Here is a 21728-nt window from a genome sequence, read left to right as displayed (position 1 = left end):
CCCAGTCGCCGTGAAGCCGTTGGCGGCCTGGATTCCGGCCCACCTCCCTTGGGAGAGGGATTTAGGGTGGTCGCGTCAGCGGCGCGGAGCGCTCGGGGAACTCCCTAAAGCGATAGACTGGGGTGTGCAGCTCCCTGTCCGCTGCGAATCGGCCCGATTGGATCTTGATCGCCAAGCTTTACCCATGGGATCCGCAACTCTATCCGCCCCTTGTACCTTTCCCCTCACCGCTGTGGTGGGGCAGCAGGCGGCCAAGCTGGCTCTGCTGTTGGCAGCGGTGGATCCCAGCCTAGGGGGGGTGGTGCTGGTGGGGCCGCGTGGCACGGCCAAGTCGGTTTTAGCCAGAGGGATCCACGCCTTGCTACCGCCCATCGAGGTGATTGCGGGATCCTATTGCAACGACGATCCGGCGCGACCGGACACCTGGTCGGACTGGGCCAAGGCTCGCTACCCAGCCGGAGAGGTGCCGCCCACCCAAGTGATATCGCCCCCCTTTGTCCAGATTCCCCTGGGCGTGACCGAAGATCGGCTGCTGGGATCCGTGGATGTGGGAGCTTCGGTGGAGCGGGGAGAAACCGTCTTTCAGCCGGGGCTGCTGGCTGCCGCCCACCGGGGTGTGCTGTACGTGGACGACATCAACCTGCTGGATGACTCAATTGCCGATCTGCTGCTGACGGTGGTGGGCGATGGGGTGAATCGCCTGGAGCGGGAAGGGATCAGCCTGCAACACCCCTGTCGGCCCCTGCTGGTGGCCACCTACAACCCCGAGGAGGGATCCCTGCGCCCCCACTTGCTGGATCGCATGGCCATGGTGGTGCCGCTGGAGCGGGATCTGAGCCTGGAGGAGCGGCGGGAGATTGCCCAGCGAGCCAGCCAATTCGGCGATGCCCCCGAACCCTTTCTGGCACAACACCAAGCAGAACTGGAAGAAATCCGCACCCAGATTGTCCTGGCCCGAGAGTGGCTGCCCCAGGTCAAACCCCAGCGGGAACAGATCCACTACCTGGTGCAAGAGGCCATCCGCGGCAATGTCCAAGGCCATCGGGGAGAGCAGTTTGCCCTACGGGCCGCCTGTGCCCTGGCAGCTCTGGAAGGACGGGATCGCCTGTTGGCCGAGGATCTGCAGCAGGCTGTGCAACTGGTGCTGCTGCCCCGCGCCCAATACGACCCCGACCAGCCCCCCCCTCCCCCCCCGCCACCATCCCAACAGTCGGATCCCCCGCCGCCGGATCCCGACAAGGATGGGGAAGATAGAGAGGAAACGGATCCCCAACCGGAAAACCTGAGTCTGCCGGAAGAGTTTTTCTTCGAGCCGGAGCGCATTGCCCTCGACCCGCGCCTGCTGGCCTTTGCCCAGTCCCTCAACCAACAGGGGAAAACGGGATCCCGCAGCCTGGTGTTCAGCGCCGACCGGGGCCGTTACATCAAGCCCATCCTGCCCCAGGGATCCAACCCCCGCATTGCCGTCGATGCCACCTTGCGAGCCGCTGCTCCCTACCAGAAGAGCCGCCGCCAGCGACAACCGGGACGCGCCGTCGTCGTGGAACCGAGCGATATCCGCGCCAAAAAGCTGGTTCGCAAGGCCGGAGCCCTGGTGATCTTTGTGGTGGATGCCTCCGGCTCCATGGCCCTCAACCGCATGCAAGCGGCCAAAGGAGCGGCCCTGCGCCTGCTCACAGAAGCCTACCAGAACCGCGACAAGGTGGCCCTCATCGCCTTTCGTGGAGAAACTGCCGAAGTGCTGCTGCCCCCCACCCGCTCCATTGAGCTGGCCCGCCGCCGTTTGGAATCTCTGCCCTGCGGCGGGGGATCCCCTCTTGCCCATGCCCTCACCCAAGCCGTGCGGATGGGAGTCAATGCCCGTGCTGCCGGCGACGTGGGCCAGGTGATGCTGGTGGCCCTCACCGATGGTCGGGGCAACATCCCCCTCAGCCGCTCTTTGGGACGGAGCGATGGCAAACCCCAGTCGGGAACGGATCCCATCGACCTGAAGCAGGAGCTGCGGGAGATTGCCCTGCGCATCCGCGCCCTGGGGTTGAAGCTGCTCTTGATCGACTCCCAAAGCCGCTTTGTAACCACCGGCTTCAGCGCCGAACTGGCGGAATTGGCGGGCGGACGGTACTTTCATCTGCCCCGCGCCACTGACCAGGGGATCGCAGCCGTGGCCCGCTCGGCCATGCAGGAAGGACGCACCTACTCCTGAGAGAACAGCCTCTCCGTCGGCGGAGGTTGTAACTTTTCTTAATGGTTGGTTATGATCCCTGTAGGCGAACTTCACCTTGTCCCATGGCTACAGGACTCCTGCCCCAACTTTCCCTCCAGAATCCCATGGCTGTCGATTGGGTCAGTCGGGGGGTAAGCGCAGCCATTCGCGCCCTCTTTAAGCATGCAGAGCGGCTGGAGGCGCGCGTGCGAGTGGAGCCTGTTGCCAAATTGTTGCAGGGTCGTATCGACAGCTTTGAACTGTTGGGCCAGCATCTGCAGATGTACAACGGCCTGAGGCTTTCGGCTCTGGAGCTATTCTGCAATGCGGTGGCCATCGATTTCAGCCAAATTTGGCAGGGGAAGATCAAGCTGCGCCAGCCAGTACAGGCCACAATGCGCGTGGTGCTGAGCGAAGACGATCTGGCGCAATCGTTTAACACACCTTTTGTGCTGAATAGGCTGGCCTTAGGAAAGCAGGATGATAGCCCCCTATCCTTCCATCACGTCCATATCAGCATCACCCCGGCGCGACGACTGCAATTCCAGGCAAATGTACAGCAGGGAGAAGCCAGGGCTTTCTGCGTCGGTTTTTCCGCCCAGGTTGAGGTGCTGGAGCGGCGTCGCATCCGCTTTACAGATCCAGTGTTTGAAAGCGGTACAGAAGAGGAGCTAGCCTTGAGCCAAGCTTTGGTACGCTGCCTGAATGAGCTTCTGGATTTGGATCGGCTCGCCTTGCGAGGCACTGAGCTGCGGGTAGACCGGGTGAACTTGCAGCCCCAGCAGATGATCCTGTACGGCAGTGCCACCCTAGCGCAATTTCCCACACGCCAACCCCAATGGGAAAGTGCTTGACAGCCTTTGGAAGGGCGGCTACGCTCAATAGTGGTGAGGAGTGAAGAGAAGAAGCCTCTGGGGTCGAAACACGGACAGACTCCCAGAGGTTTTTTCATGCTTCAGGAGCTTGAGAGCTCCGCTCTGCCCCTCGATCTTGATCTGTTGAACTTGTAGTCCTTTGACCCAAACTGGGACACTACACCCAAAACGTTGGTCGCGTCGTCGCGTCAGCGTTGCCGAGCAATAATGCATGCGGCCAAAGGCTTTTCTCAATGGCCCAGGCGCCTCACCCTAACCTGAAACGACTATGATTGCTCAACGTTGGTTACGCCTGGGGATCAAGCTGTCTTTCTTTGCCGTGATGTCCACAGCTTTGCCAACCGGAATACGGCGCGGCTTCTCTAAAGAATGGGGTAGCTGGGTATCCTAAAAGCTGGGGTTACGGCATCCTTCTTTATTCATGGGGATGAAGTGGCTCAAGACATAACGGTCATTCTAAGACCTAGGAAAGAACTCTTCAGCCTTGACCGTGAGGGGATGTTTATTCTTTGCCTACGGTTGGTTCACTATTCAAGCAGGTCTTGTCAAAGCGAGCACACCGAGTTTGAAACAGCAACTACTCCGCCTACTTGAGTTTTGGCGCCGCCGCTTTCCCCACAGCCTGCGCACCCAGGTGGCATTGGTCATTGCCAGCCTTTCGTTTGTCCCCAACTTGGTTTTCATCCTGTCAGTGGAGTGGATCTGGCCCGACACGCAGTTCAGCGCTGAAGGGATCCTTCTGCTGCTGCTGTGGATCCCGTTGCTGGCGGTGCTATCGGCGGTGGTGGGCTATGCTCTGTCCTCCATGATTTTGCGCCCCCTCACCCTGCTGGCCCGCGAGTTGGCCCATTTGGAAACCTTGATCAACCAGCCTGCCCGTTGGAATCTGCTGCTCCGCCCCGGGGATCCCCAGGAAGCCCTGATCTTGCGGCAGGCCTTTGCCCAGTTGCTGCGCCAGATCCAGATCGACCAAATGCGGCGAGAAGCCTTTACCGCCACCCTGGTTCACGACCTGAAAACTCCCCTCATCGCCTTTGGGCACCTGCTGAGCGCCTTCAAACAGGATCAACAGCTCGATCCGGAGCAACGTCGCGCTCTGCTGGATCGCATCCTGCAGGAAAACCAACACAATCTCTCGCTGGTGCAGAAAATGGTGGAGGCCCACCGCCTGGAGCGGGGAGAGATCGAGCTGCATCCTCGGCCTTGCGATCTGGGATCCCTAGCCAGAAGGGTGGCCGAGCGCATGGGATCCCTGGCCCAAGAACGGGGGATCGACCTGCGAGTGGAAGGGGAAGGGTGGGGCAACGCCGATGAGGCAGAGCTGGAGCGGGCGCTGGCGAATCTGGTGGACAATGCCTTGCGCTATGCACGCCATGCAGTGGTGCTCACTGTCAGCCCCCGCCAGATCCAGGTGCAGGATGATGGCCCCGGCCTACCCGCCCCTCTGGAAGAGTTGGCCCAACCCTATGTGACCCAGCCCATTCACATTGCCGGCCACCACTACCCAACCGGCTCAGGAGGTCTAGGGCTATACATCGCCAAGCGTATCCTGCAGGCCCATGGAGGGGAATTGCGGTTGGTCGAGACGGGATCCCAAGGGGCTACTCTAGCCCTAGTGTTGCGCTGACCTTCTCTTAGCAGTTCAACCCTGGCAGAGCAAGACAGTGCGAGAAAACGTGCTCAACCGACAGGGCGACCCCGGTACATCAATCGGTACTTCACCTGCGGGGTCAAGTCTTTCTGCCCTGGATCCCCTTCCGCCGTGATGGGTTGTGGAGGGGCGGTGGGGGAGTGCGCGATCGGCTGCGGGGGAGTGGTGGAAGAAGATGTACGGCTGACCTCCCCAGGCCATACGCCCGCTTGCTCCAGAGCCCTGTAGAGTGCCGCCGTGTCAATAGGCAAAAACCACCTGGCAGCCTCGTAAATTCGTTCGAGGGAGTGGAGAATATCGTCGGCCTCTGCCAAGCCGGGGATCACATCTGCTGCCCCCTGATAAATTGCCCAGCGCCGCTCTGCAGGCTCGATGTGGCGACGGGGGTGATGAGTCAGGATCACAGGGATGTTGGGCAGCTTACTTTGGCACTCTCGACAAAAGGCATAGGGGTTAAACAGCCCCGTCGTCATGTCCACCACCATCAGATCCAAATCCAGAGGCTGACTTGCTGCCACCTCCAGCAGATCTTCACGCGGGGAAACCAGCACCACAGAGTGCCCCTGAGACTCCAGCGCCAACTTCCAGAGATGAATTTGCGAGGGCTGGCCCTGAGCTAGCAGTATGGTTTTGCTCACCGTAGATGGAGAGATGTGAGTAGAAGGGAAGGCGAAGGCTTGCACCACTTGATGATCCGTTATACGTCAGAATCTTGTGCAAGGCGCAATGTAGCATCCTTAAGAGGAGCAAATGGTGACCGGATATACAAGTGCTGCTGTTTAGGCCCAACACTCTACAAATTAAATCCGGATTAAATCCGGATCCCCAGCAGCCGACAGCCCATTTCTGGGTGCGGCCTGTCCGACGGCCTCAACGTTTGTCTTGCTCAATTCAATCTGGGATCCCTTCTTTCTCGCTTTCCAATTCAGCTTGCAGGGCCTGCCACTCCTCCGGAGACAGCGAGTGGAGTTTCTCTTGAAGTTGCTGGGTCTCAAAGCTGGCCCACTGAGCCTTCAGGGTCATTTCCCCCCGCAGCACCCGCCTCAGGTAGCCAAAAGTCCACCCCAAGCAAGCCAGCAGGAGCACCACGCTCGATATCTGCTGCGCAGCCCCCGTATCCAAGCCCGCCCAAAGCAGCAGGCCATAGAGGATCCCTCCCCCCAGCAGCAGGGCCAAGCCTATGCCAAGAACGTCCAATCTGCGCATGGCTCAGTGGATCGACAAACGGCTGACCTTACAGCGACCGGGGCTTGGGCCGGAACGTCATGAAGGGAGCCAAGAGCACCATGCCGGGAAAGAAAAACAAGACCAAGAAAAACATCAACACCTTTTCCCAAGCACTGCCTGAAGTCCAGCGTTTGTCCACATACAGCAGAGACAACAGAGGCAGCACCAGCAGATAGAGAACAGCCAAACCGGCATAAGTTAACCCGATCAACGATGGAGTAGAAGCCATGTCGAGTGCGTCCTGCAGCTATTTGACCTGTGTCCAACAAGTCTAACAGCATTGTTAACGGCATTGTGAAGAGATTTGTCGGCTGAAGGAAGTCGGTAACTCGGCCAACTGACTACAAGCTGGTGCTGATCGCCCCAACGGGGCAGGTGGGTACGCACTGTTCGCACATGACGCAGCGGTTGCGGGAGAACTCCAGCTTCCAGCTGGGAGCAGAAATCTTCAGGGCCTCGGTTGGGCAAACTCCCGTACACAATCCACAGTCCACACACAAGTCTGGGTCGATTTGAATTTCCTTGGCCCGTTCAGTCACCTCAATGCCCAAAGACTGTACCCATTCCAATCCTGCTTCCACCTGGTCGATATCCCCCGACAGCTCCACCACCAAAGTACCCACTTCGTTGGGGGCTACCCTGGCGCGCACGATATTGGCAGCCACATCGAAGTCTTTGGCCAACCGATAGGTGAGAGGCACATTCACCAAATGGCGGGGGAAAATGAGGGTGACTCGTTTGCGCACGGATCTTGAGTGTTTTGAGTGCAGCAACTTCCTTCAGTATGGCAGGCTTGTGAGGTTCAGTTTGGCCGTGAATGCAGCTCACTTCCACCCTCCACAGGACACCCAAGGCGAACCCCACAGCGGTAAGGCGGGGCTTTGAACCCAGTTTTTCGGTGAGCTCAGCTTCTTGGGAAGATCACCAGAGGCAGCGCGTGAGACAACGGCGCCATTATCAGCGTGCCCCTCTCACCAAAAGCTATCTGTGGAAGCCGACCCAGAGCCTGCCACAATAGGATGGAGAGCGTCCCCGATCCCTATGAACCCATCTTTTGCTCAGCCCCGTCTCAACTCAGAGCAGTACCGCCAGATGCTGGTGCGGGATGGCGAACGTCGCTTCCGCGAGTGGCACACGGCCTTCCTCAAGTATCAACAGCAGTTTTTGCAGGAGATGAAGCAACTGCGTCTCCAGGGTTCTTTGCATCGCTGAATGGTTAATGCCCACCGTCCCCACCTTGCACCCGCTGCCAGTCTTTTCCAAGCCCGATCCCTCCCCAGGGCCTACGGCCCGCCAAGACGAAGGGCAAGAAACCTTGGAATTGTTGGAGTGGCCCCGCCTCTGTCAACACTTGGCCACCTTTGCTGCCACACCCTTGGGCCGTCGTGCCTGCCTAGAGCTGGATCCCTGGCAGAGCCGCGCCGATAGCGAAGCCTACCTCGATCAGACTGAGGAAGCGATCCGCCTCGATCGCACACAGGCGGGGGGCCTTTCCATGGCAGGGATCCACAACCTGCTGCCGGCTTTGGAACGGGCTGAACGGGGGGGGATCCTGAGCGGGGAAGAGCTGGTGCAGATTGCTACAACTCTGGGGGCGGCCCGCCGCATTCGTCGTCTGATCGACGACCACGACCATCTGCCACGCTTGCAAACTTGGGTGAGCACCCTGCGCACCTACCCGGAGCTGGAGCAGGAGATCTTCCGCTGCCTGGAGGAACATGGCGAGGTGCGGGACAGCGCCAGCCCTGCCCTTGCCAATCTGCGCCAGCAGCAACGGCAACAGCGCAGCCAGATCCAGGAGCGCCTGCAACAGTTGATGAGCCAGTACCCCCAGGCGCTGCAGGACAACCTGATCGGCCAGCGGCAGGGACGGTTTGTCCTGATGGTCAAGGCCACCCATCGGGATCTCATCCGCGGCATTGTGCATGACAGCTCTGCCAGTGGGGCCACCCTCTATGTGGAGCCCTACGCCGTGGTGGAACTGGGCAACCGCTGGCGAGAAACCCAAGTTCAGATTCAGGCGGAGGAAGAGCGGATCTTAGCCGCGCTCTCGGCTCAGGTGGCCTCCGTCGCCACCGATCTGGAGCATTTGCAGGGGGTGATGGTGGGGTTGGATGTGGCTCTGGCTCGGGGTCGCTACAGCCTCTGGCTGGACGGCAATCGTCCCCAGTTTGTCTCGGCAGGATTGCGCCTGCGTCAGGCCAAGCACCCCCTGCTGCTCTGGCAATCTCGCGCCGCTGCCCCTTCGGAGGGTCAAGGCTCTGCTGTTGTCCCTATCGACTTCACCCTCTCGGACTCGATTCGGGTCGTAGTCATCACCGGCCCCAACACCGGCGGCAAAACCGTTGCCTTGAAAACCCTGGGGCTGTTGGTGCTCATGGCCAAGGCGGGGATCTTCCTGCCGGCTCAAGATCCGCCCCAACTGCCTTGGTTCGACAGGGTTTACGCCGACATTGGGGACGAACAATCGCTGCAACAAAATCTCTCCACCTTTTCAGGGCACATCCGCCGCATCAGCCGCATGGTACAGGCCCTGCAGTCCACTCCAGAGCCGGCCCTTGTCCTGTTGGATGAGGTGGGGGCGGGCACGGATCCCACCGAAGGCGCTGCCCTGGCGGCTGGGCTGTTGGAGTATCTCTCGGAAAAGGCGCTGCTCACCCTGGCCACCACCCACTACGGCGAGTTGAAGGCCCTGAAATACCAACATCCCTGCTTTGAAAATGCCTCGGTGGAGTTTGATGAGGTCACCCTGGCCCCCACCTATCGCCTTTTGTGGGGGATCCCAGGCCGCTCCAATGCCTTGACCATTGCTCAACGGCTGCAGTTGGATCCAGAGATTCTGCGGCGGGCCCAGCAGCACCTGCAGGGGGAAAGCCAGGTGGATCAGGTGATTGCCGGGCTGGAAGCGCAGCGAGCTCAATTGGAAGAGCGGGCGGCCCAGGTGGGATCCCTGCATCGAGAGCTGGAGAGCCTACATCAACAAATGCAACAGCGTAGCCGCCAAATCGCCGAGCGAGAAGCCCGGCTGGAGCAGAAGCAAAACCAAGAACTGCAAGCCCTGTTGGCTGCTGCCCGTCAGGAAGTGGCTGCCGCCATCCGCAAATTGCAGCAGGGAGAGGATCCCCAACGCATTACTGCCGAGCTGGCGCAAATCCAGCAGCGCTACTCTCCCCCACCGCCGCCTGTGGATATGGAGTTTGTGCCAGAGGTGGGAGATCGGGTGCGGCTGAGAGGCTTGGGGCAGACGGGAGAGGTGATCGCCATCGAAGGAGATGTATATGTAGTGCGCAGCGGCATCCTCAAATTCACAGTGCCACGGGGGCAGTTGGATCCCATTGACGAACACCAGGCCAAGCAGCGCCAACGCCCCAAAGCCCCACCTCCCTCCCCTGCAGCCACAGCTCCCCTGAACCTGCGCACCAGTCAGAACACTCTCGATCTGAGGGGGAAAACCGTTGCTGATGCTGAGGCCATTTTGGAACAGCACTTTGCCCAAGCTCCTCCCGGCCCGGTTTGGATCATCCACGGCCACGGCACAGGGCGCTTGCGGGCCGGCGTACAAGCTTACTTGCAAAATCACCCCCGCGTTCAGCGTTTTTCAGCCGCTGATCCCCAAGACGGCGGTACTGGAGTGACCGTGGCTCACCTGCAATGAGGCTTACCGGTGCCGGAGGGGACTCAGATCCAGATCAGATCCAAAGCCGAGATAAAGCTCCGGGCCCCAAGGATCCACAGGGTTTCCGAGGGCTATCATCTCCAGACAGCCGTGAGCTCAAGCTTCCCTCCCCCCTTCGGAAGAGAGACTAGGGAGGGTTAAGTTGGCTTTATTGGGTCGGAGACCGAACAAGGGCTGGCGATTGTCTCAAGCCTGACTCTGGAGCACTGCCGCTGCCGAGCTGACGGGCTGGGATCCCCTCTGTTGTCGCCGGCTTCGCCAGAGCCAGTAGCTCCGCAGCAGTTGGCCATCTCCAATGAGCTTCAACATCACCGCCACCGTCGCACCTGTCCAACTGAGAGGCCCAAAGGCGGTGCCTGCTGCTGCCAACAGCGCCAACCCAGAAAGATTTAGCCCCAAGCCTTGCACCCACATCCACAAGATAGTCTCGCGTTCTGACATCTGCCCGCTCCTAGGGGAGAAATAGGATAGCCCTACTGTCCTGAATCTGAGCGGAGACGGGGATGGGGTTGAACCTTGGCACGGCTGCCCAAAGCTGCACACTTGGGGGGGGCGGTACTCCCTAGGGATTGGCTGCTTGACCCATCCACTCCTGCAATCGGGCCAGGGCCAGCCGCTTTTGGGCGGCAGAGCGTACCGTACCCTCCGTGAGCCGATTGAAGCCATGCACCAACCCCTTGCCCCCCAAAGCCACCAGCGTCACCCGATGGGTTTGGCCTGGCTCAAAACGCACCGCATTGCCGGAAGGAATGTTGAGGCGCATGCCAAAGCTGGCGGCGCGATCGAAAACCAGGGCTCGGTTCACCTCAAAAAAGTGAAAATGGGATCCCACCTGAATGGGCCGATCCCCTCGGTTGGTAACCTCCAGGGTCACGGTGGCCCGCCCGACGTTGGCCTGGATGGGATCCTCTGCCAGCAGCAGTTCCCCTGGGATTAGGGCTGGCTCCGCGTTGGCGCCAGGCGTGGTTTTGGATTTGCGGCCAGAGGGCATGGGGACAACCTCCTGAAGTTTTTCGGTCTTTGGAGCATCTGGGGGATCCCTGAAAGCGGGCAGCCCCGACGCTAGCGAATGGGATGGTGCAAGGTAACCAGCTTGGTGCCGTCGGGAAAGGTGGCTTCCACTTGGATTTCGGGGATCATCTCCGGGATCCCGGGCATTACGTCCTCGCGGGTCAGCCACGTCAGCCCCTCGCTCATCAATTGGGCGACCGTTTTCCCTTCCCGCGCCCCCTCCAAAACCGCTGCGCTCAAGTAGGCCACTGCCTCAGGGTAATTGAGTTTGAGGCCCCGCTGCCGCCGATCCCGAGCCAACTGGGCAGCCAGGTAGATCAACAACTTGTCTTTCTCCTGGGGGGATAAGTACATGGGGCAACCTCAAAGATAAAAAAGGATACAAAGAGGACAGCAGCAGGCCCAGTTGGCCTAGAGTTGACCGAACTCATGCGCAGAAATCCCCAGTCTTGGCGCAGCGGACTGTTGCTACGCAACAAGGTGGCTAGCCGTAGTTCATCTTCTACCACCTCTGGGCAAAAAAGGGGAGCCCAGGCTACAAGAGATTTCACTCTCTCCTGCACAAGCAGCAGTCTCAACCTCTTCCGACATCGGGTTTTGCAACTTCCTTCCTAGGCAACCCGCTATATAAAGAGTAACAATAGATGCATATAGATTAGAAGATGTAAAAGTCTGTCTGGATTCCTATCTCAGCTCTGAGTTGGTTTATCCTGGAGCAATTTACCGGCTCTGTATTAACAGTTTCCTTTGATAGGCGTTGACTGGGTTCTTTTGATCGGCTATGAAACTCGAACTGACTCCCCGCCAGCGGAAGATTCTCTGGGCGACAGTGCGTAGCTACATTGCGACGGCTGAACCTGTCGGTTCCAAAACCTTGGCCCAGTCCTATAACTTTGGGGTGAGCACGGCCACCATTCGCAACGACTTGGCCACCCTTGAGCAAGTGGGATTGCTGTTTCAGCCTCACACCTCCGCCGGACGGGTTCCTTCCGACTTTGGCTATCGGGTTTATGTCAACGATTTGTTGACCTCCGCCAACAGCGGTGGGATCCCTCACGATGCTCCTCAGCCGGATCCCCATCCCGCTCTGCAACAGTTGATGGATCAGCTTGGCCGTGAGCTGGGAGATGACTTGGACAGTCTCCTACAAAGGGTGGCCCAGCTTTTGGCCCATCTGAGCGGTTGCATTGCTCTTATCACCCCTCCTCAGGGGCCGGTGGTAGCCATTCATCATGTGCAGTTGGTGTCGGTAGCGCCAGGGCGGGTGATGGTGTTGGTGGTGACCGACTCTTATCAAACCCATTCGGCTCTGGTCAGCCCCCCCGACTGGCCCAGCGACTCCCGCGAGGATTTGGAAGATGAACTGCAATTGCTCAGCAACTTTCTCACCCTGAAGCTGCGGGGCAAAACCTTTGCCGAGCTGCAAGATCTGAGCTGGCTAAAACTGGATGAAGAATTTCGTACCTACAGCCATTGGCTGCAGCAACTGCTGCGCTCGGTGGTGCAACGGTATCTGCAGCCCTCGCTGGGACAGGTGTTCAGTGCCGGCATGGCCGAGTTGATGCGTCAGCCGGAGTTTTCCCAGGCCCGGCAGGTGCAGGCGGTGATGCAGTTGATCGAGGAGGGAGCCAAGCAACTGCAGGGGATGATCGGGCTCCATTTTGCCGATGGGGGTGATCCGCAGTTGGCGCATCTGCCTCCTCTGCCGAGCTCAACGGAGATGGATCAAGAGTCAGGACAGCCTGCCCCCAAGATCCCGGTGATCATCTACATTGGCAGCGAGAATCCACTGGAGTCTCTGCACCACTGCACGGTTATCGCCTCCACTTACCACCGTCGCTCGGCTCCTCTGGGCACCGTCACCTTGCTGGGGCCGACCCGAATGGCCTACGAACGCAGCATTGCTGCTGTGCAGGCGGTGGCCTCTCATCTGACCCGGGCTCTTGCCTAAGGGATCCCATGAAGGCAGGCAGGGTCTGGGTTGTACGTGAGCAATAGCAAGCTGTGGCCAGGCTCTCTCCTCTCCACCTGCGGGTACAGTGCGCCATTCGGCAGCGGCAACTTCTTCACCCTGGCCAGCGGCTGCTGGTGGCTTTTTCGGGCGGGCAAGATTCTTTTTGCCTGCTCCAAATCCTGCGGGATCTACAGCCTCGCTGGGGCTGGCAGATATTTGTTCTGCATTGTGATCACCGCTGGTCGGCAGATGAAACGGAGTGTGCCCGCTTTTTGCAGGGGTGGCTGCAGCAGCAGGGACTACCTCATGCTGTTGAGACTGCGGATCCCATCCGCCGAGACGAAGCAGGGGCCAGGGCTTGGCGCTACCAACAACTGGAGAAATGGGCCCGCATCTGGGATTGCAGCGCCGTGGTGATGGGGCATACGGCCACGGATCGAGCAGAGACGTTTTTGTGGAACTTGTTGCGGGGAACAGGAGCCGCCGGGCTGAGCAGCCTGGATTGGCAGCGGCACCTAGACGACCGGGATCCCACCTCTGCCCAAGTGGTGCGACCCCTGCTGGAGCTATACCGTTGGGAAACCGAGCAATTTTGCCAGCAGCACCAATTGCCGGTCTGGCCGGATCGCAGCAACCAAGATCTGGCCCATGGCCGCAACCGTCTCCGCCTGGAGGTGATGCCTTACTTGAAACAGCACTTCAACCCGCAACTGGAAGCGGCCCTGAATCGGGCTGCCACACTGCTGCAAGCAGAACATGAGCTGGTGGTAGCTCAAGCAGCTCAGCTATGGCCACAGGTATATGAGCCCGCTTTGCCAGGGCTGCGACGGGATCCCTTGCGGGCTGCCCCCTTGGCTCTGCAGCGGCAGGTGATGTTTCAATTTTTGTCTTTGGTGTTGCCCCACCACCCCACCTTTGAACAGGTAGAAGCCGGGATCCAGCTCTTAAAAGCAGACCGAGGCAGCCGTAGCCCCGATTATCCAGGTGGGCACTGGCTGGAAGTGAAAGGGGATCACTTGGTTTGTTTCCATTAATGTTTCCATTAATTTTTCCATTAATTCCACTTCCCCGAAGGGAAGCAACGCGACGCTGCCCAACGCCGATCTGTCAGCCTGTCTGTTTCCATTAATTCCACTTCCCCGAAGGGAAGCGACGTGGATCTGCTGTTCATCCACAATCACGCATGGCTGTTTCCATTAATTCCACTTCCCCGAAGGGAAGCGACTGATTCATTAATAGTAAGTATCACCACTGATTGTGGCAATACTTGGATACGATTAGCATCTTATGGTAATAATACAGGCCCGAGTCCATTGGCTACAGCACCTGATATGACCACTGCATTTGTACCTACCCCATCACAATGGGCAACCAAGACAATAGATTTAAGCCCGTATGCTTCTCAAACCGCCGCCAGAATCAGATTCCAATTGCGAAGTGGATGGGGAAATGTTACTTATCTGGATGATATAAACATTAGTGCTGCAACCAATACACCACCAAGCGCTTCTTTTAATGTTTCATCAACTAACATCTGTGCAGGGCAAAGTATTACATTTACCAATACATCTACCAATGCTACTTCCTATAGCTGGTCCTTCCCCGGCGGAACTCCTTCAACAAGTACGGCTGCCAGCCCTACTGTAACATTTAATTCAGCGGGGACATATACTGTAACATTAACAGCTAGCAATTTAAACGGAACAAACACGGCAACAGCCAGTATTGTGATGAATCCTTTGCCTACACCTACTATAAGTGGTGGCGGTACTATTTGTCAGGGAAGCTCTGTAAATCTTACTGCTTCTGGTGGTAATAGTTTTACTTGGAATACAGGTGCTAATACTGCTTCCATCAATGTAAGCCCTGCATCCACTACTACCTATACCGTTACAGCCACAGCTACTAACGGATGTACAGCAACTGCCACTGCATCGGTTACAGTACTTAACTGTTCTTCGCTGGATGAAGTGATGAATACCTCCAACTTTTTGGTGCATCCCAATCCGGCTACTGATATGATTACCATTGCTCTGCAATTGGCTTCTGCCGAACCGTTGAAAGGAGAACTGATGACAACACTGGGTCAGGTGTTGCAGCAATTTACCATTGCTCCATCTCAGCAGCAAATAACTTTGATCACAGACGGATTGTCTTCTGGAATTTATCTTCTTAGAATATCTGACGGAAAACAAGCGATAACACAACGCATCATGGTTGTAAAATAAATCAGAAAGCCCCGTAACCGGGGCTTTTTTGTTTGTGTTTTCTTACTAGGATTAAGCAATGATAGTCTTTGAAAATTCTTCGCAGAATGTGCGTATCTCATTTCGAACCATACGAAATGCATGCATAATTTCTTCTTCACTTCCGGTTGCTTTGGCAGGATCAGAAAAACTATGATGTATGCGAATGGAATTACCTGGTATGTACGGACAGTTTTCTCTGGCATGATCACATACCGTGATGATGTAATCAAAGGGTATGTTTAAGTATTCATTTACATGGTTGCTGGTATGATGACTGATATCAATTCCATCTTCCTTCATGATTTGTATGGCTCTCGGATTTACGCCATGCATCTCAATACCGGCACTGTAAATATGAGCTTTACCTTGTAACAGATTTTCTAAATAACCATGTACCATTTGACTACGGCAGCTATTACCTGTGCATAAAACCAAGATTTTTTTCATGCTATGAATTTTTTAATTTAATACCTCCAACTGTTAGCGATGGCTACCAACGATAACATGATGGGTACTTCTATGAGTACACCAACCACCGTGGCTAACGACGCACCTGAATTAAGACCAAAAAGTGATATGGCCACGGCAACTGCGAGTTCAAAAAAATTACTGGCACCAATCATCGCAGCCGGTGCACAAACCGGATGTGATAAACGGAGCAATTTTCCACCCAGCCAGGTTATAAAAAATATGAAGTAGGTTTGAATGGTCAGTGGTATGGCTATCAACAAAATGGTGTATGGATGATCCAGTATGTGTTCGCCCTGAAAGGCAAAGAGTAAAACCAGGGTTGAAAGCAATGCTAGTATGGAAACAGGACGAAGTGCCGGAAGAAATTTTTGTTCAAACCAATCCTTTCCTTTTCGTTGAAGCAATATCCGATTGGTCAGATAGCCCGTAGTTAGCGGTATAACAACAAAAACAACCACCGAAGTAATCAGTACTTCATACGGTATCTGTACGTTGGTTACTCCCAGCAGCCATTTTACAATGGGTACAAATGCAACCGGCAGAATAAGATCGTTGACTGAAACTTGTATTAACGTATAATTGGCATCGCCTTTTACCAAATAACTCCACACAAACACCATGGCTGTGCAGGGTGCGGCACCCAGCAGAATGGCACCTGCCAGGTACTGGTCTGCATCTTCCGGAGTGATCCAGGTAGCATACAGATTTTTAAAGAAAATCCATCCAAACAATGCCATGGTGAAAGGTTTGATCAGCCAGTTTACAGTAACTGTCAGCGCCAGCCCTTTCCAATTTTTTGAAACACCGCCTATCGATGAAAAATCAATCTGTACCATCATCGGGTAGATCATCATCCAAACCAACATCGCTACCGGAATGTTGATGGTATATATATGCCAGCTTTCAAGCACCGAAACAGAATTCCCCAGTATTTTCCCAAGACCAATGCCTGCAGCAATGCATAGCGAGACCCAAACGGTAAGGTATTTTTCAAAAAACTTCATGGGTTGAAATTTAATTACAGCGTTTCCATTAATTCCACTTCCCCGAAGGGAAGCGACCCCCCCCCATTATAACCCTTACCCAGAGCGGGATCCAGGGGCCTAGATCGACAGGGTCTCGTTTAAGGACTCCGTCCCGCTGGCGCGAAAGGACTCCGTCCCGCTGGCGCGAACGGCTGCAATTTCCCCTTGTTTTTCCCCGCCGAGGGGCCTGAAACCCTTGCCCAGAGCGGGATCGACCGGGTCAACGGAAGAATCAGGGTTTGAGGCTTGTCGCCGACCCTGTCGCTAACTGGGTTGGTGTAGAAATTGACATGGATCCTCCTGCCCCCCTTGAGGTTGCTGGGGAGCTGCCTCTGAGAAGCGGAAGCAGGGGGCCAATGAGGGCAAGATGAGAGGCTAGGGAGCGACGACATAGCGATCCTGGGAGAGGCGCTCGTTGCCCCGATACACGCTCACCTGCAAATGCTGGGGATCCAGCCGGTGCCGCTCTACACGGATGGGCGGGATCCTCAGGGCGCGGCGGGATCCCCGTCCCAGCACGGACACGATCAGATTTTGGCCGCGGATCTGAACTCGCAAGCGCACCGGCCAGGGGAAAGGGTTGCGCAGCTTGAGGTCGGCCAAGCCGTACCAAACGGTGGCATCCAGGCCAGGGGGCACCGATTCCACCTGCCGGTAATGGGGGTGCCTCTCCACCACCTCCAGCCCTGCCAACAGAGCAGCATTGTAAAGGCTAGAGGACACCTGACAGATTCCTCCCCCAACCGAATCCAGGGTTTCGGCCACCATAAACACCGGCGCGGGCACATAGCCTCGTTCCAGGCTGCGGGGCCCCACCACTTGGTTGAAGGAAAAAATCGCTCCTGCCTGTTCCCGTGAGCGTGCTGCAGGCATGATGTAAACCCCATCCAGGCTTTGGGCGGCTTGGCGAATGTTGTGGAGCTGAGAAGGGGTACGCTCCCGCAAAGAAGTCACGTAGTGGCTTAGGGTTGTTGGCGTGGGATCCGTCCACCACAAAGCCAGAAGGGCCAGCAGCACCCCCACCAACACAGCTAACCTTTGCAGGCCAACCTTTCCTCTCACCTCACACTTTGCCCTTCAGAAGGGGTTTCAAGGACTCCGTCCCGCTGGCGCGAGCGGGCAGTTGACGGGAGCCGGTCGCAATCACCAGCTCTTGGGCACGGGCACCTGTCGGCAGCGTGCGGGATGGGCGTAGGGCCACCAGGGCAGAGCCTTGGGCATCCACCTGAAAGTCGCCACAGTAGAGGAACTCGCCATTGTCCAGCTTGAGCCAGAGGGAGTAGCGCTCCCCCGCCACCGGTTGGGGCAGATCCCGTGCGGCCAAGATAACCTCCTGCCAGTCTCCTGGGCGAAACAGCACGTTGGCCGTCCCCGCCTCCCCCTGCAAATGCACCAGACGGGATCCCGGCTGTTGCAAGAGATGGGATAATGCCCGCACCGATTCTAGCTGGGCCAGTTGCAGAGCTTGCCGCAGTCGCCAGTTGTCCAAGCTGAGCAGAACCAAAATTGCCGCCACCAAGCCTCCCAACCAGCGCCACCCCACCCCAAAAGCAGGCAGTGGAGAGTGAAGGGGGACTGCCATCTCCTGCTCGCGTAAGCCGATAGCCCCCACCTCTGCCATCACCTTATCGCGCAAGCTGGCAGGCGGGAGTACTCCTGGCAATCCGTAGGGCAACAATTCCAAGGTTTCTTGCAAGGCTTGCAGTTCGGCCACCAGCCGAGGGTCTTGAGTTAGGCGTGCCTCTAGAGCACTCGCCTGCTCGGGAGACAAGTCCCCCAGCAGATAGCCGGCCAGTTCTTCCCGTTCCTCTGTTAAAGGGGGCGAGGTGGATAAGGACTCCGTCCCGCCGACGCGAAAGGACTCCGTCCCGCTGACGCAATCAGACATGGCCATCCCGACACCAGAACTCAACTCCAAACCTAGGACTCCGTCCCGCTAACGCGAGCAGAAACCCAGAAGGGCGCGCAGGGATCCCCGCAATTTGCAGAGAGCTTGGCGAGAGCGGGTCTTAACCGTCCCCAACGGGATCCCCAATTGGCGAGCAATGTCCGCCTGGCTCAACCCTTGGTAATAGAGCAACTCCAGGATCTGCCGTTGGTTTTCGGGCAATTGGCTGAGGGCCGCTTGCACCGCTTGCCGCCGCTCCTCGATGGAAACCTGCTCAAAAGGGAGCGGGATCTTGCTATGGGACTCCGTTCCGTCAACACGAACGGCGCTGAGAAGGGTTTGCCAGCGTTTCAACAGAAGTTGATGGCTGCCCTGAGAACGCAGACGGTCAATGGCCCGCGAACGGGTCAGCACGCATAAAAAACTGCTCAGGGATCCCCGCCGAGGATCATAGCCGGCCTTGCGCCACAGCTCGACAAACACCTCCTGAGTCAGGTCTTCTGCCTCGGCCACGTGGCCCAGGATCTTGAAGGCCAGCCCATAGACCAAGCCGGCATAGCGATCGTAGAGCGCAGCCAGAGCAGCAGGTTGCCCCGCCTTGAGCGCTTCCATCAGCTCCCAATCGGCGCGGGATGACCAATCTCTCACCCGCTTACGCCAGCGGGACGGAGTCCCTGGTTGCTCACCCATGCTACACCCAGTTTCGCCCCACACAACTAGAGGATAAACCTGCCCGATCGCGCCAGCGGGACGGAGTCCTTAAGTCTACCCCCTCAGCCACGACGGGCCGCCCATTCCAGGCTGAGCAAGGCTGTGTTCACCAGCAAGGCCAGGGATCCCACCGCCAGGGATCCGGCCCAGATCTTGTCGTAGCGACCGGCCTGGGCAATGCCATCGAACAGCAGGGTGCCCAGTCCTCCCGCCCCAAACTTGGCCCCCACGGTGGCAATGGCAATGGCCACAATCGCCGCCAAGCGCAGCCCTGCCAAGACAATCGGCAGCATGAGCGGCACCTGCACCTGCCACCACCGTTGCCAGAAGTTCATCCCCATGCCCTTGGCCGCTTCCAGAATGGCAGGCTCGACCGAGCGCAGGCCCACGCAAAAGTGGCGCACCAAGATCACCTGCGTGTAGATCACCATCGCCACCACCACCGAGCGGGCATTCAGGCCAAACCAGGGCACCAACAAAATAATCAAAGCCAGGCTGGGCACCGTGTACAGGATGCTGAGGATCCCCATGACCGGCAGGGCCAACCAGCGCACCTGATGGATCAGCAGGGCCAACGGCAGCGCCAGCACCACCGCCACGCCCAGGGTCATCCCCACCATCGCCAAATGCTCTTGGGTGAGCTGCCACACCAGGCCGGGATGGCTGAGGAGATAGCTCACGCGGATCCCCCCTCCAGCATGGCCAAGCTGCGAATGTGATCCAAGGTCAAAACGCCGATGGCCCGCCCGTCCTCCCACACCGTCAGGGCTGCCGCCCCTGTGCGCAACAGCAGGGACAAGGCTTGCCGCAAAGTGGCCTGGGGCCTCACCATCGCTCCCTCTTGGATTTTGTGGTTGTGCGGGATCCCGGCCATCGCCGTTTCCACCCGCAGCACACTCAGTTGCCGCACCATGTCATCTGCCCCCAGCAGTTCCTTAACAAAGGGAGTAGCCGGTTGGGTGAGCAGCCGAAAGGGAGTATCGAACTGCGCCACCCGCCCCTTCTGCATCACCAAAATGCGATCCGCCAGGCGCAGCGCCTCCTCCACATCGTGGGAGACGAACAGGATGGTTTTTTTCAATTGCCGTTGCAGGCGCAGGATCTCATCTTGCAGCTTGCTGCGGGTAATGGCATCGATGGCCCCAAAAGGCTCGTCCATCAGCAGCAGCCCTGGATCCCCGGCCAGGGCCCGAGCCAGACCGACCCGCTGTTGTTGTCCGCCCGACAGTTGAGCAGGGTAGCGGTTTCTGTACTCATGGGGGGGCAAATTAACCAAGCTGAGCAGCTCGTCCACCCGCTCGCGGATGCGCTCCTTCGCCCATCCCAAAAGTCGCGGCACCACCGCCACATTCTGGGCCACCGTCATGTGGGGAAACAGCCCCGATTGCTGGATAACATAGCCGATCCGCTGCCGCAGAGCCGTGACGGGAAACTGGCGGATATCCCGCCCGTCCAAGCGAATCTGCCCCTGGGTGGGATCCAGTAGGCGATTCACCATTTTCAGAAGGGTGGTTTTGCCGCAGCCAGAAGGCCCCAAAATGACCACCAACTGGCCCGACTCCACGGAAAAACTGCACTCGTCCACAGCCGGCTGGGAACTGTGGGGAAAGCGCAGCGACACCCGCTCGAACTCAACGGTGCTCACCTCAGGGCCTCGTGCAAGGGCAAGATTATTTCTTCAGGATGCCGGCTTCCACCAAGAAGGCTCTGGCCACCTCCGCCGGCTCCTTGCGGTTGCCGCTCACCTCGTAGTTCAACCGCTGCATCACCTCATCCGTCAGCAGAGGGGAGAGGGCATTCAAAGCAGCAGCAATGCCCGGGTTGGCCTCCAGGGTATCCTTGCGCACCACCGGCGCCACCTGGTAGGGGGGGAAAAGCTGCTTGTCATCCTCCAGCAGCACCAGGTCAAAGGCGGCAATTTCCCCATCGGTGCCAAAGGCCACCGCCACATCCGCTTCCCCATTGACCAAGCCCTGGTAGCGCAGGCCGGGATCCACCGCTTTGTAGGCTTTGAGCCGAAAATTGCCGTAAGCTGCTTGGATCCCGGGTAGTCCATCTTCGCGGGCTTGAAACTCCGGCGGCCCGATCATCACCAGCTCGCCCGCTTTGGCCACCATGTCCGAGATGGTGGCGATGCCCAGCTCAGCCGCTCTAGTTCGGGTCATGGCCAGGGCCTGAGTGTTGTTCATGGGGGCGGGATCCAGCCAAATCAATCGGAACCGGCTCTCGTACTCGCGGGCCACCGTCGCGTACACCTCTGCCGGGTCGCCGCTGGTGGGCAACTTGAGCACTGTCAGCAGGCCAGTGCCGGTGTACTCGGGGTAGAGATCGATCTCGCCGCTCAACAAGCCCGCATGAGCTACCGGCGTGCCCCCCAGGTTGAGCTTGCGCTCCACCGTGAACCCTGCCGCCTCCAGGGCTAAGGCGTACATTTCCCCCAGAATAAACTGCTCGGTAAAGTCCTTGGAGCCGACGATGATGGGCCTGGCGAGGCCCCTCTGGGGAGCGAGAACAAGAACCGCCAGCCCCAACAGGGCTAGCAGGGCCAAGCGACGAGTGGTTTTCAGCATAGACAAGGTGAGAAGGGATCCCAAACTCAAGATCAAGGGGCCCTGCCAAGAGAGTTCCGGCCTGGGCCAGGAAGTTTTGGCTGTCAAACCACCATTAAACCATTATTTTCCCTGAGCCTTGACATACTCCCCTGCCTAAAGGCAGGGGATTCTGGTTCCTGGTTCTGCGACAGCACTTACCGTGTCAGGTTGCCCCTCCACAGCAGCGGTGCTCATC

At 58.0% G+C, this 21728-nt stretch carries 23 protein-coding genes; 8 read left to right on the top strand and 15 right to left on the bottom strand.

Annotated features, from left to right (window positions below; translation table 11 throughout):
- Window positions 1-184: 184 nt before the first annotated feature.
- The 3 genes from bchD (at window position 185) to ACVWYZ_RS02950 (ending at window position 4705) form a co-directional block, all read left to right on the top strand.
- Complete coding sequence (bchD, locus tag ACVWYZ_RS02960) at window positions 185-2203, top strand: magnesium chelatase ATPase subunit D (RefSeq protein WP_457465946.1); 2019 nt, start codon at window positions 185-187, stop codon at window positions 2201-2203.
- Between the two features lie 125 nt (window positions 2204-2328).
- Window positions 2329-3057, top strand: a complete 729-nt coding sequence (locus ACVWYZ_RS02955) for an LmeA family phospholipid-binding protein (protein WP_414358462.1) — start codon at window positions 2329-2331, stop codon at window positions 3055-3057.
- A 586-nt stretch (window positions 3058-3643) separates the two neighbouring features.
- Window positions 3644-4705 (top strand): sensor histidine kinase, encoded by a 1062-nt coding sequence (locus ACVWYZ_RS02950; RefSeq protein WP_457465944.1) that lies wholly within the window; start codon window positions 3644-3646, stop codon window positions 4703-4705.
- Window positions 4706-4758: 53 nt separating this feature from the next.
- On the opposite strand, the gene ACVWYZ_RS02945 is transcribed toward ACVWYZ_RS02950, so the two are convergent.
- The 4 genes from ACVWYZ_RS02945 to ACVWYZ_RS02930 all read right to left on the bottom strand — a co-directional run bounded on the left by ACVWYZ_RS02945 (window position 4759) and on the right by ACVWYZ_RS02930 (window position 6702).
- A complete protein-coding gene (locus ACVWYZ_RS02945) occupies window positions 4759-5367 on the bottom strand; it encodes a DNA-binding transcriptional response regulator (protein ID WP_414357567.1) in 609 nt (202 codons plus the stop codon).
- Between the two features lie 253 nt (window positions 5368-5620).
- A complete protein-coding gene (locus ACVWYZ_RS02940; protein WP_414399663.1) occupies window positions 5621-5935 on the bottom strand; it encodes a DUF3007 family protein in 315 nt (104 codons plus the stop codon).
- Window positions 5936-5963: 28 nt separating this feature from the next.
- Complete coding sequence (gene ndhL, locus ACVWYZ_RS02935) at window positions 5964-6185, bottom strand: NAD(P)H-quinone oxidoreductase subunit L (RefSeq protein WP_011433942.1); 222 nt, start codon at window positions 6183-6185, stop codon at window positions 5964-5966.
- A 112-nt stretch (window positions 6186-6297) separates the two neighbouring features.
- A complete protein-coding gene (locus tag ACVWYZ_RS02930) occupies window positions 6298-6702 on the bottom strand; it encodes an NIL domain-containing protein (protein ID WP_414331905.1) in 405 nt (134 codons plus the stop codon).
- 295 nt (window positions 6703-6997) lie between these two features.
- On the opposite strand from ACVWYZ_RS02930, the gene ACVWYZ_RS02925 reads away from it, so the two are divergent.
- The gene (locus tag ACVWYZ_RS02925) at window positions 6998-7168 is read left to right on the top strand and encodes a hypothetical protein (RefSeq protein WP_187147233.1); all 171 of its coding nucleotides are present in this window, start codon (window positions 6998-7000) and stop codon (window positions 7166-7168) included.
- A gap of 7 nt (window positions 7169-7175) precedes the next feature.
- Entirely contained in the window at window positions 7176-9611 is a 2436-nt protein-coding gene (locus ACVWYZ_RS02920) for an endonuclease MutS2 (RefSeq protein ID WP_457465942.1), read from the top strand.
- A gap of 207 nt (window positions 9612-9818) precedes the next feature.
- On the opposite strand, the gene ACVWYZ_RS02915 is transcribed toward ACVWYZ_RS02920, so the two are convergent.
- The 3 genes from ACVWYZ_RS02915 to ACVWYZ_RS02905 form a co-directional block, all read right to left on the bottom strand.
- Complete coding sequence (locus ACVWYZ_RS02915) at window positions 9819-10073, bottom strand: hypothetical protein (RefSeq protein ID WP_414357571.1); 255 nt, start codon at window positions 10071-10073, stop codon at window positions 9819-9821.
- A 121-nt stretch (window positions 10074-10194) separates the two neighbouring features.
- Window positions 10195-10623, bottom strand: a complete 429-nt coding sequence (locus ACVWYZ_RS02910) for an urease subunit beta (protein ID WP_414383119.1) — start codon at window positions 10621-10623, stop codon at window positions 10195-10197.
- A 71-nt stretch (window positions 10624-10694) separates the two neighbouring features.
- A complete protein-coding gene (locus ACVWYZ_RS02905) occupies window positions 10695-10997 on the bottom strand; it encodes an urease subunit gamma (RefSeq protein ID WP_011433938.1) in 303 nt (100 codons plus the stop codon).
- A gap of 427 nt (window positions 10998-11424) precedes the next feature.
- On the opposite strand from ACVWYZ_RS02905, the gene ACVWYZ_RS02900 reads away from it, so the two are divergent.
- The 3 genes from ACVWYZ_RS02900 (at window position 11425) to ACVWYZ_RS02890 (ending at window position 14825) form a co-directional block, all read left to right on the top strand.
- Entirely contained in the window at window positions 11425-12594 is a 1170-nt protein-coding gene (locus ACVWYZ_RS02900) for an HrcA family transcriptional regulator (RefSeq protein ID WP_457465939.1), read from the top strand.
- Between the two features lie 53 nt (window positions 12595-12647).
- Window positions 12648-13631, top strand: coding sequence for a tRNA lysidine(34) synthetase TilS (tilS, locus tag ACVWYZ_RS02895; protein ID WP_457465937.1), 984 nt, complete (start codon window positions 12648-12650; stop codon window positions 13629-13631).
- Window positions 13632-13751: 120 nt separating this feature from the next.
- Window positions 13752-14825 carry a PKD domain-containing protein gene (locus ACVWYZ_RS02890; protein WP_457465936.1) on the top strand — a complete coding sequence of 358 codons (1074 nt, stop codon included), beginning with the start codon at window positions 13752-13754 and terminating at the stop codon, window positions 14823-14825.
- A gap of 51 nt (window positions 14826-14876) precedes the next feature.
- Here ACVWYZ_RS02890 and ACVWYZ_RS02885 read toward each other — a convergent pair whose 3' ends face one another.
- The 8 genes from ACVWYZ_RS02885 to ACVWYZ_RS02850 all read right to left on the bottom strand — a co-directional run bounded on the left by ACVWYZ_RS02885 (window position 14877) and on the right by ACVWYZ_RS02850 (window position 21511).
- On the bottom strand, window positions 14877-15293 hold the full coding sequence (locus ACVWYZ_RS02885; protein ID WP_414357575.1) for an arsenate reductase ArsC: 417 nt from the start codon (window positions 15291-15293) through the stop codon (window positions 14877-14879).
- A 17-nt stretch (window positions 15294-15310) separates the two neighbouring features.
- Window positions 15311-16321: an ACR3 family arsenite efflux transporter gene (gene arsB / locus ACVWYZ_RS02880; RefSeq protein WP_457465934.1), complete on the bottom strand. Its 1011-nt coding sequence runs from the start codon at window positions 16319-16321 to the stop codon at window positions 15311-15313.
- A gap of 396 nt (window positions 16322-16717) precedes the next feature.
- Window positions 16718-17404, bottom strand: a complete 687-nt coding sequence (locus ACVWYZ_RS02875) for a VanW family protein (RefSeq protein WP_457465932.1) — start codon at window positions 17402-17404, stop codon at window positions 16718-16720.
- A 1-nt stretch (window position 17405) separates the two neighbouring features.
- On the bottom strand, window positions 17406-18230 hold the full coding sequence (locus ACVWYZ_RS02870; protein ID WP_457465930.1) for an anti-sigma factor domain-containing protein: 825 nt from the start codon (window positions 18228-18230) through the stop codon (window positions 17406-17408).
- A gap of 48 nt (window positions 18231-18278) precedes the next feature.
- The gene (locus ACVWYZ_RS02865) at window positions 18279-18920 is read right to left on the bottom strand and encodes a sigma-70 family RNA polymerase sigma factor (protein ID WP_457465929.1); all 642 of its coding nucleotides are present in this window, start codon (window positions 18918-18920) and stop codon (window positions 18279-18281) included.
- An 83-nt stretch (window positions 18921-19003) separates the two neighbouring features.
- Window positions 19004-19621, bottom strand: coding sequence for an ABC transporter permease (locus tag ACVWYZ_RS02860; RefSeq protein WP_457465927.1), 618 nt, complete (start codon window positions 19619-19621; stop codon window positions 19004-19006).
- On the bottom strand, window positions 19618-20586 hold the full coding sequence (locus ACVWYZ_RS02855; RefSeq protein ID WP_457465925.1) for an ABC transporter ATP-binding protein: 969 nt from the start codon (window positions 20584-20586) through the stop codon (window positions 19618-19620). Before ACVWYZ_RS02855 ends, ACVWYZ_RS02860 begins: the two co-directional genes overlap by 4 nt.
- Window positions 20587-20611: 25 nt before the next feature.
- Window positions 20612-21511 (bottom strand): glycine betaine ABC transporter substrate-binding protein, encoded by a 900-nt coding sequence (locus ACVWYZ_RS02850; protein ID WP_457466062.1) that lies wholly within the window; start codon window positions 21509-21511, stop codon window positions 20612-20614.
- Window positions 21512-21728: the final 217 nt, after the last annotated feature.

The sequence above is a fragment of the Thermostichus sp. MS-CIW-37 genome, assembly GCF_054060065.1.
This window is presented reverse-complemented; position numbering and strand designations above follow the sequence as displayed.

Bases quoted from the DNA above. Each gene is read 5' to 3' on its own strand.
- bchD (WP_457465946.1), top strand. From the start codon at position 185: ATGGGATCCGCAACTCTATCCGCCCCTTGTACCTTTCCCCTCACCGCT.
- ACVWYZ_RS02955 (WP_414358462.1), top strand. From the start codon at position 2,329: ATGGCTGTCGATTGGGTCAGTCGGGGGGTAAGCGCAGCCATTCGCGCC.
- ACVWYZ_RS02940 (WP_414399663.1), bottom strand. From the start codon at position 5,935: ATGCGCAGATTGGACGTTCTTGGCATAGGCTTGGCCCTGCTGCTGGGG.
- ndhL (WP_011433942.1), bottom strand. From the start codon at position 6,185: ATGGCTTCTACTCCATCGTTGATCGGGTTAACTTATGCCGGTTTGGCT.
- ACVWYZ_RS02925 (WP_187147233.1), top strand. From the start codon at position 6,998: ATGAACCCATCTTTTGCTCAGCCCCGTCTCAACTCAGAGCAGTACCGC.
- ACVWYZ_RS02920 (WP_457465942.1), top strand. From the start codon at position 7,176: ATGCCCACCGTCCCCACCTTGCACCCGCTGCCAGTCTTTTCCAAGCCC.
- ACVWYZ_RS02915 (WP_414357571.1), bottom strand. From the start codon at position 10,073: ATGTCAGAACGCGAGACTATCTTGTGGATGTGGGTGCAAGGCTTGGGG.
- ACVWYZ_RS02910 (WP_414383119.1), bottom strand. From the start codon at position 10,623: ATGCCCTCTGGCCGCAAATCCAAAACCACGCCTGGCGCCAACGCGGAG.
- ACVWYZ_RS02905 (WP_011433938.1), bottom strand. From the start codon at position 10,997: ATGTACTTATCCCCCCAGGAGAAAGACAAGTTGTTGATCTACCTGGCT.
- ACVWYZ_RS02900 (WP_457465939.1), top strand. From the start codon at position 11,425: ATGAAACTCGAACTGACTCCCCGCCAGCGGAAGATTCTCTGGGCGACA.
- ACVWYZ_RS02885 (WP_414357575.1), bottom strand. From the start codon at position 15,293: ATGAAAAAAATCTTGGTTTTATGCACAGGTAATAGCTGCCGTAGTCAA.
- arsB (WP_457465934.1), bottom strand. From the start codon at position 16,321: ATGAAGTTTTTTGAAAAATACCTTACCGTTTGGGTCTCGCTATGCATT.
- ACVWYZ_RS02870 (WP_457465930.1), bottom strand. From the start codon at position 18,230: ATGTCTGATTGCGTCAGCGGGACGGAGTCCTTTCGCGTCGGCGGGACG.
- ACVWYZ_RS02865 (WP_457465929.1), bottom strand. From the start codon at position 18,920: ATGGGTGAGCAACCAGGGACTCCGTCCCGCTGGCGTAAGCGGGTGAGA.
- ACVWYZ_RS02850 (WP_457466062.1), bottom strand. From the start codon at position 21,511: ATGCTGAAAACCACTCGTCGCTTGGCCCTGCTAGCCCTGTTGGGGCTG.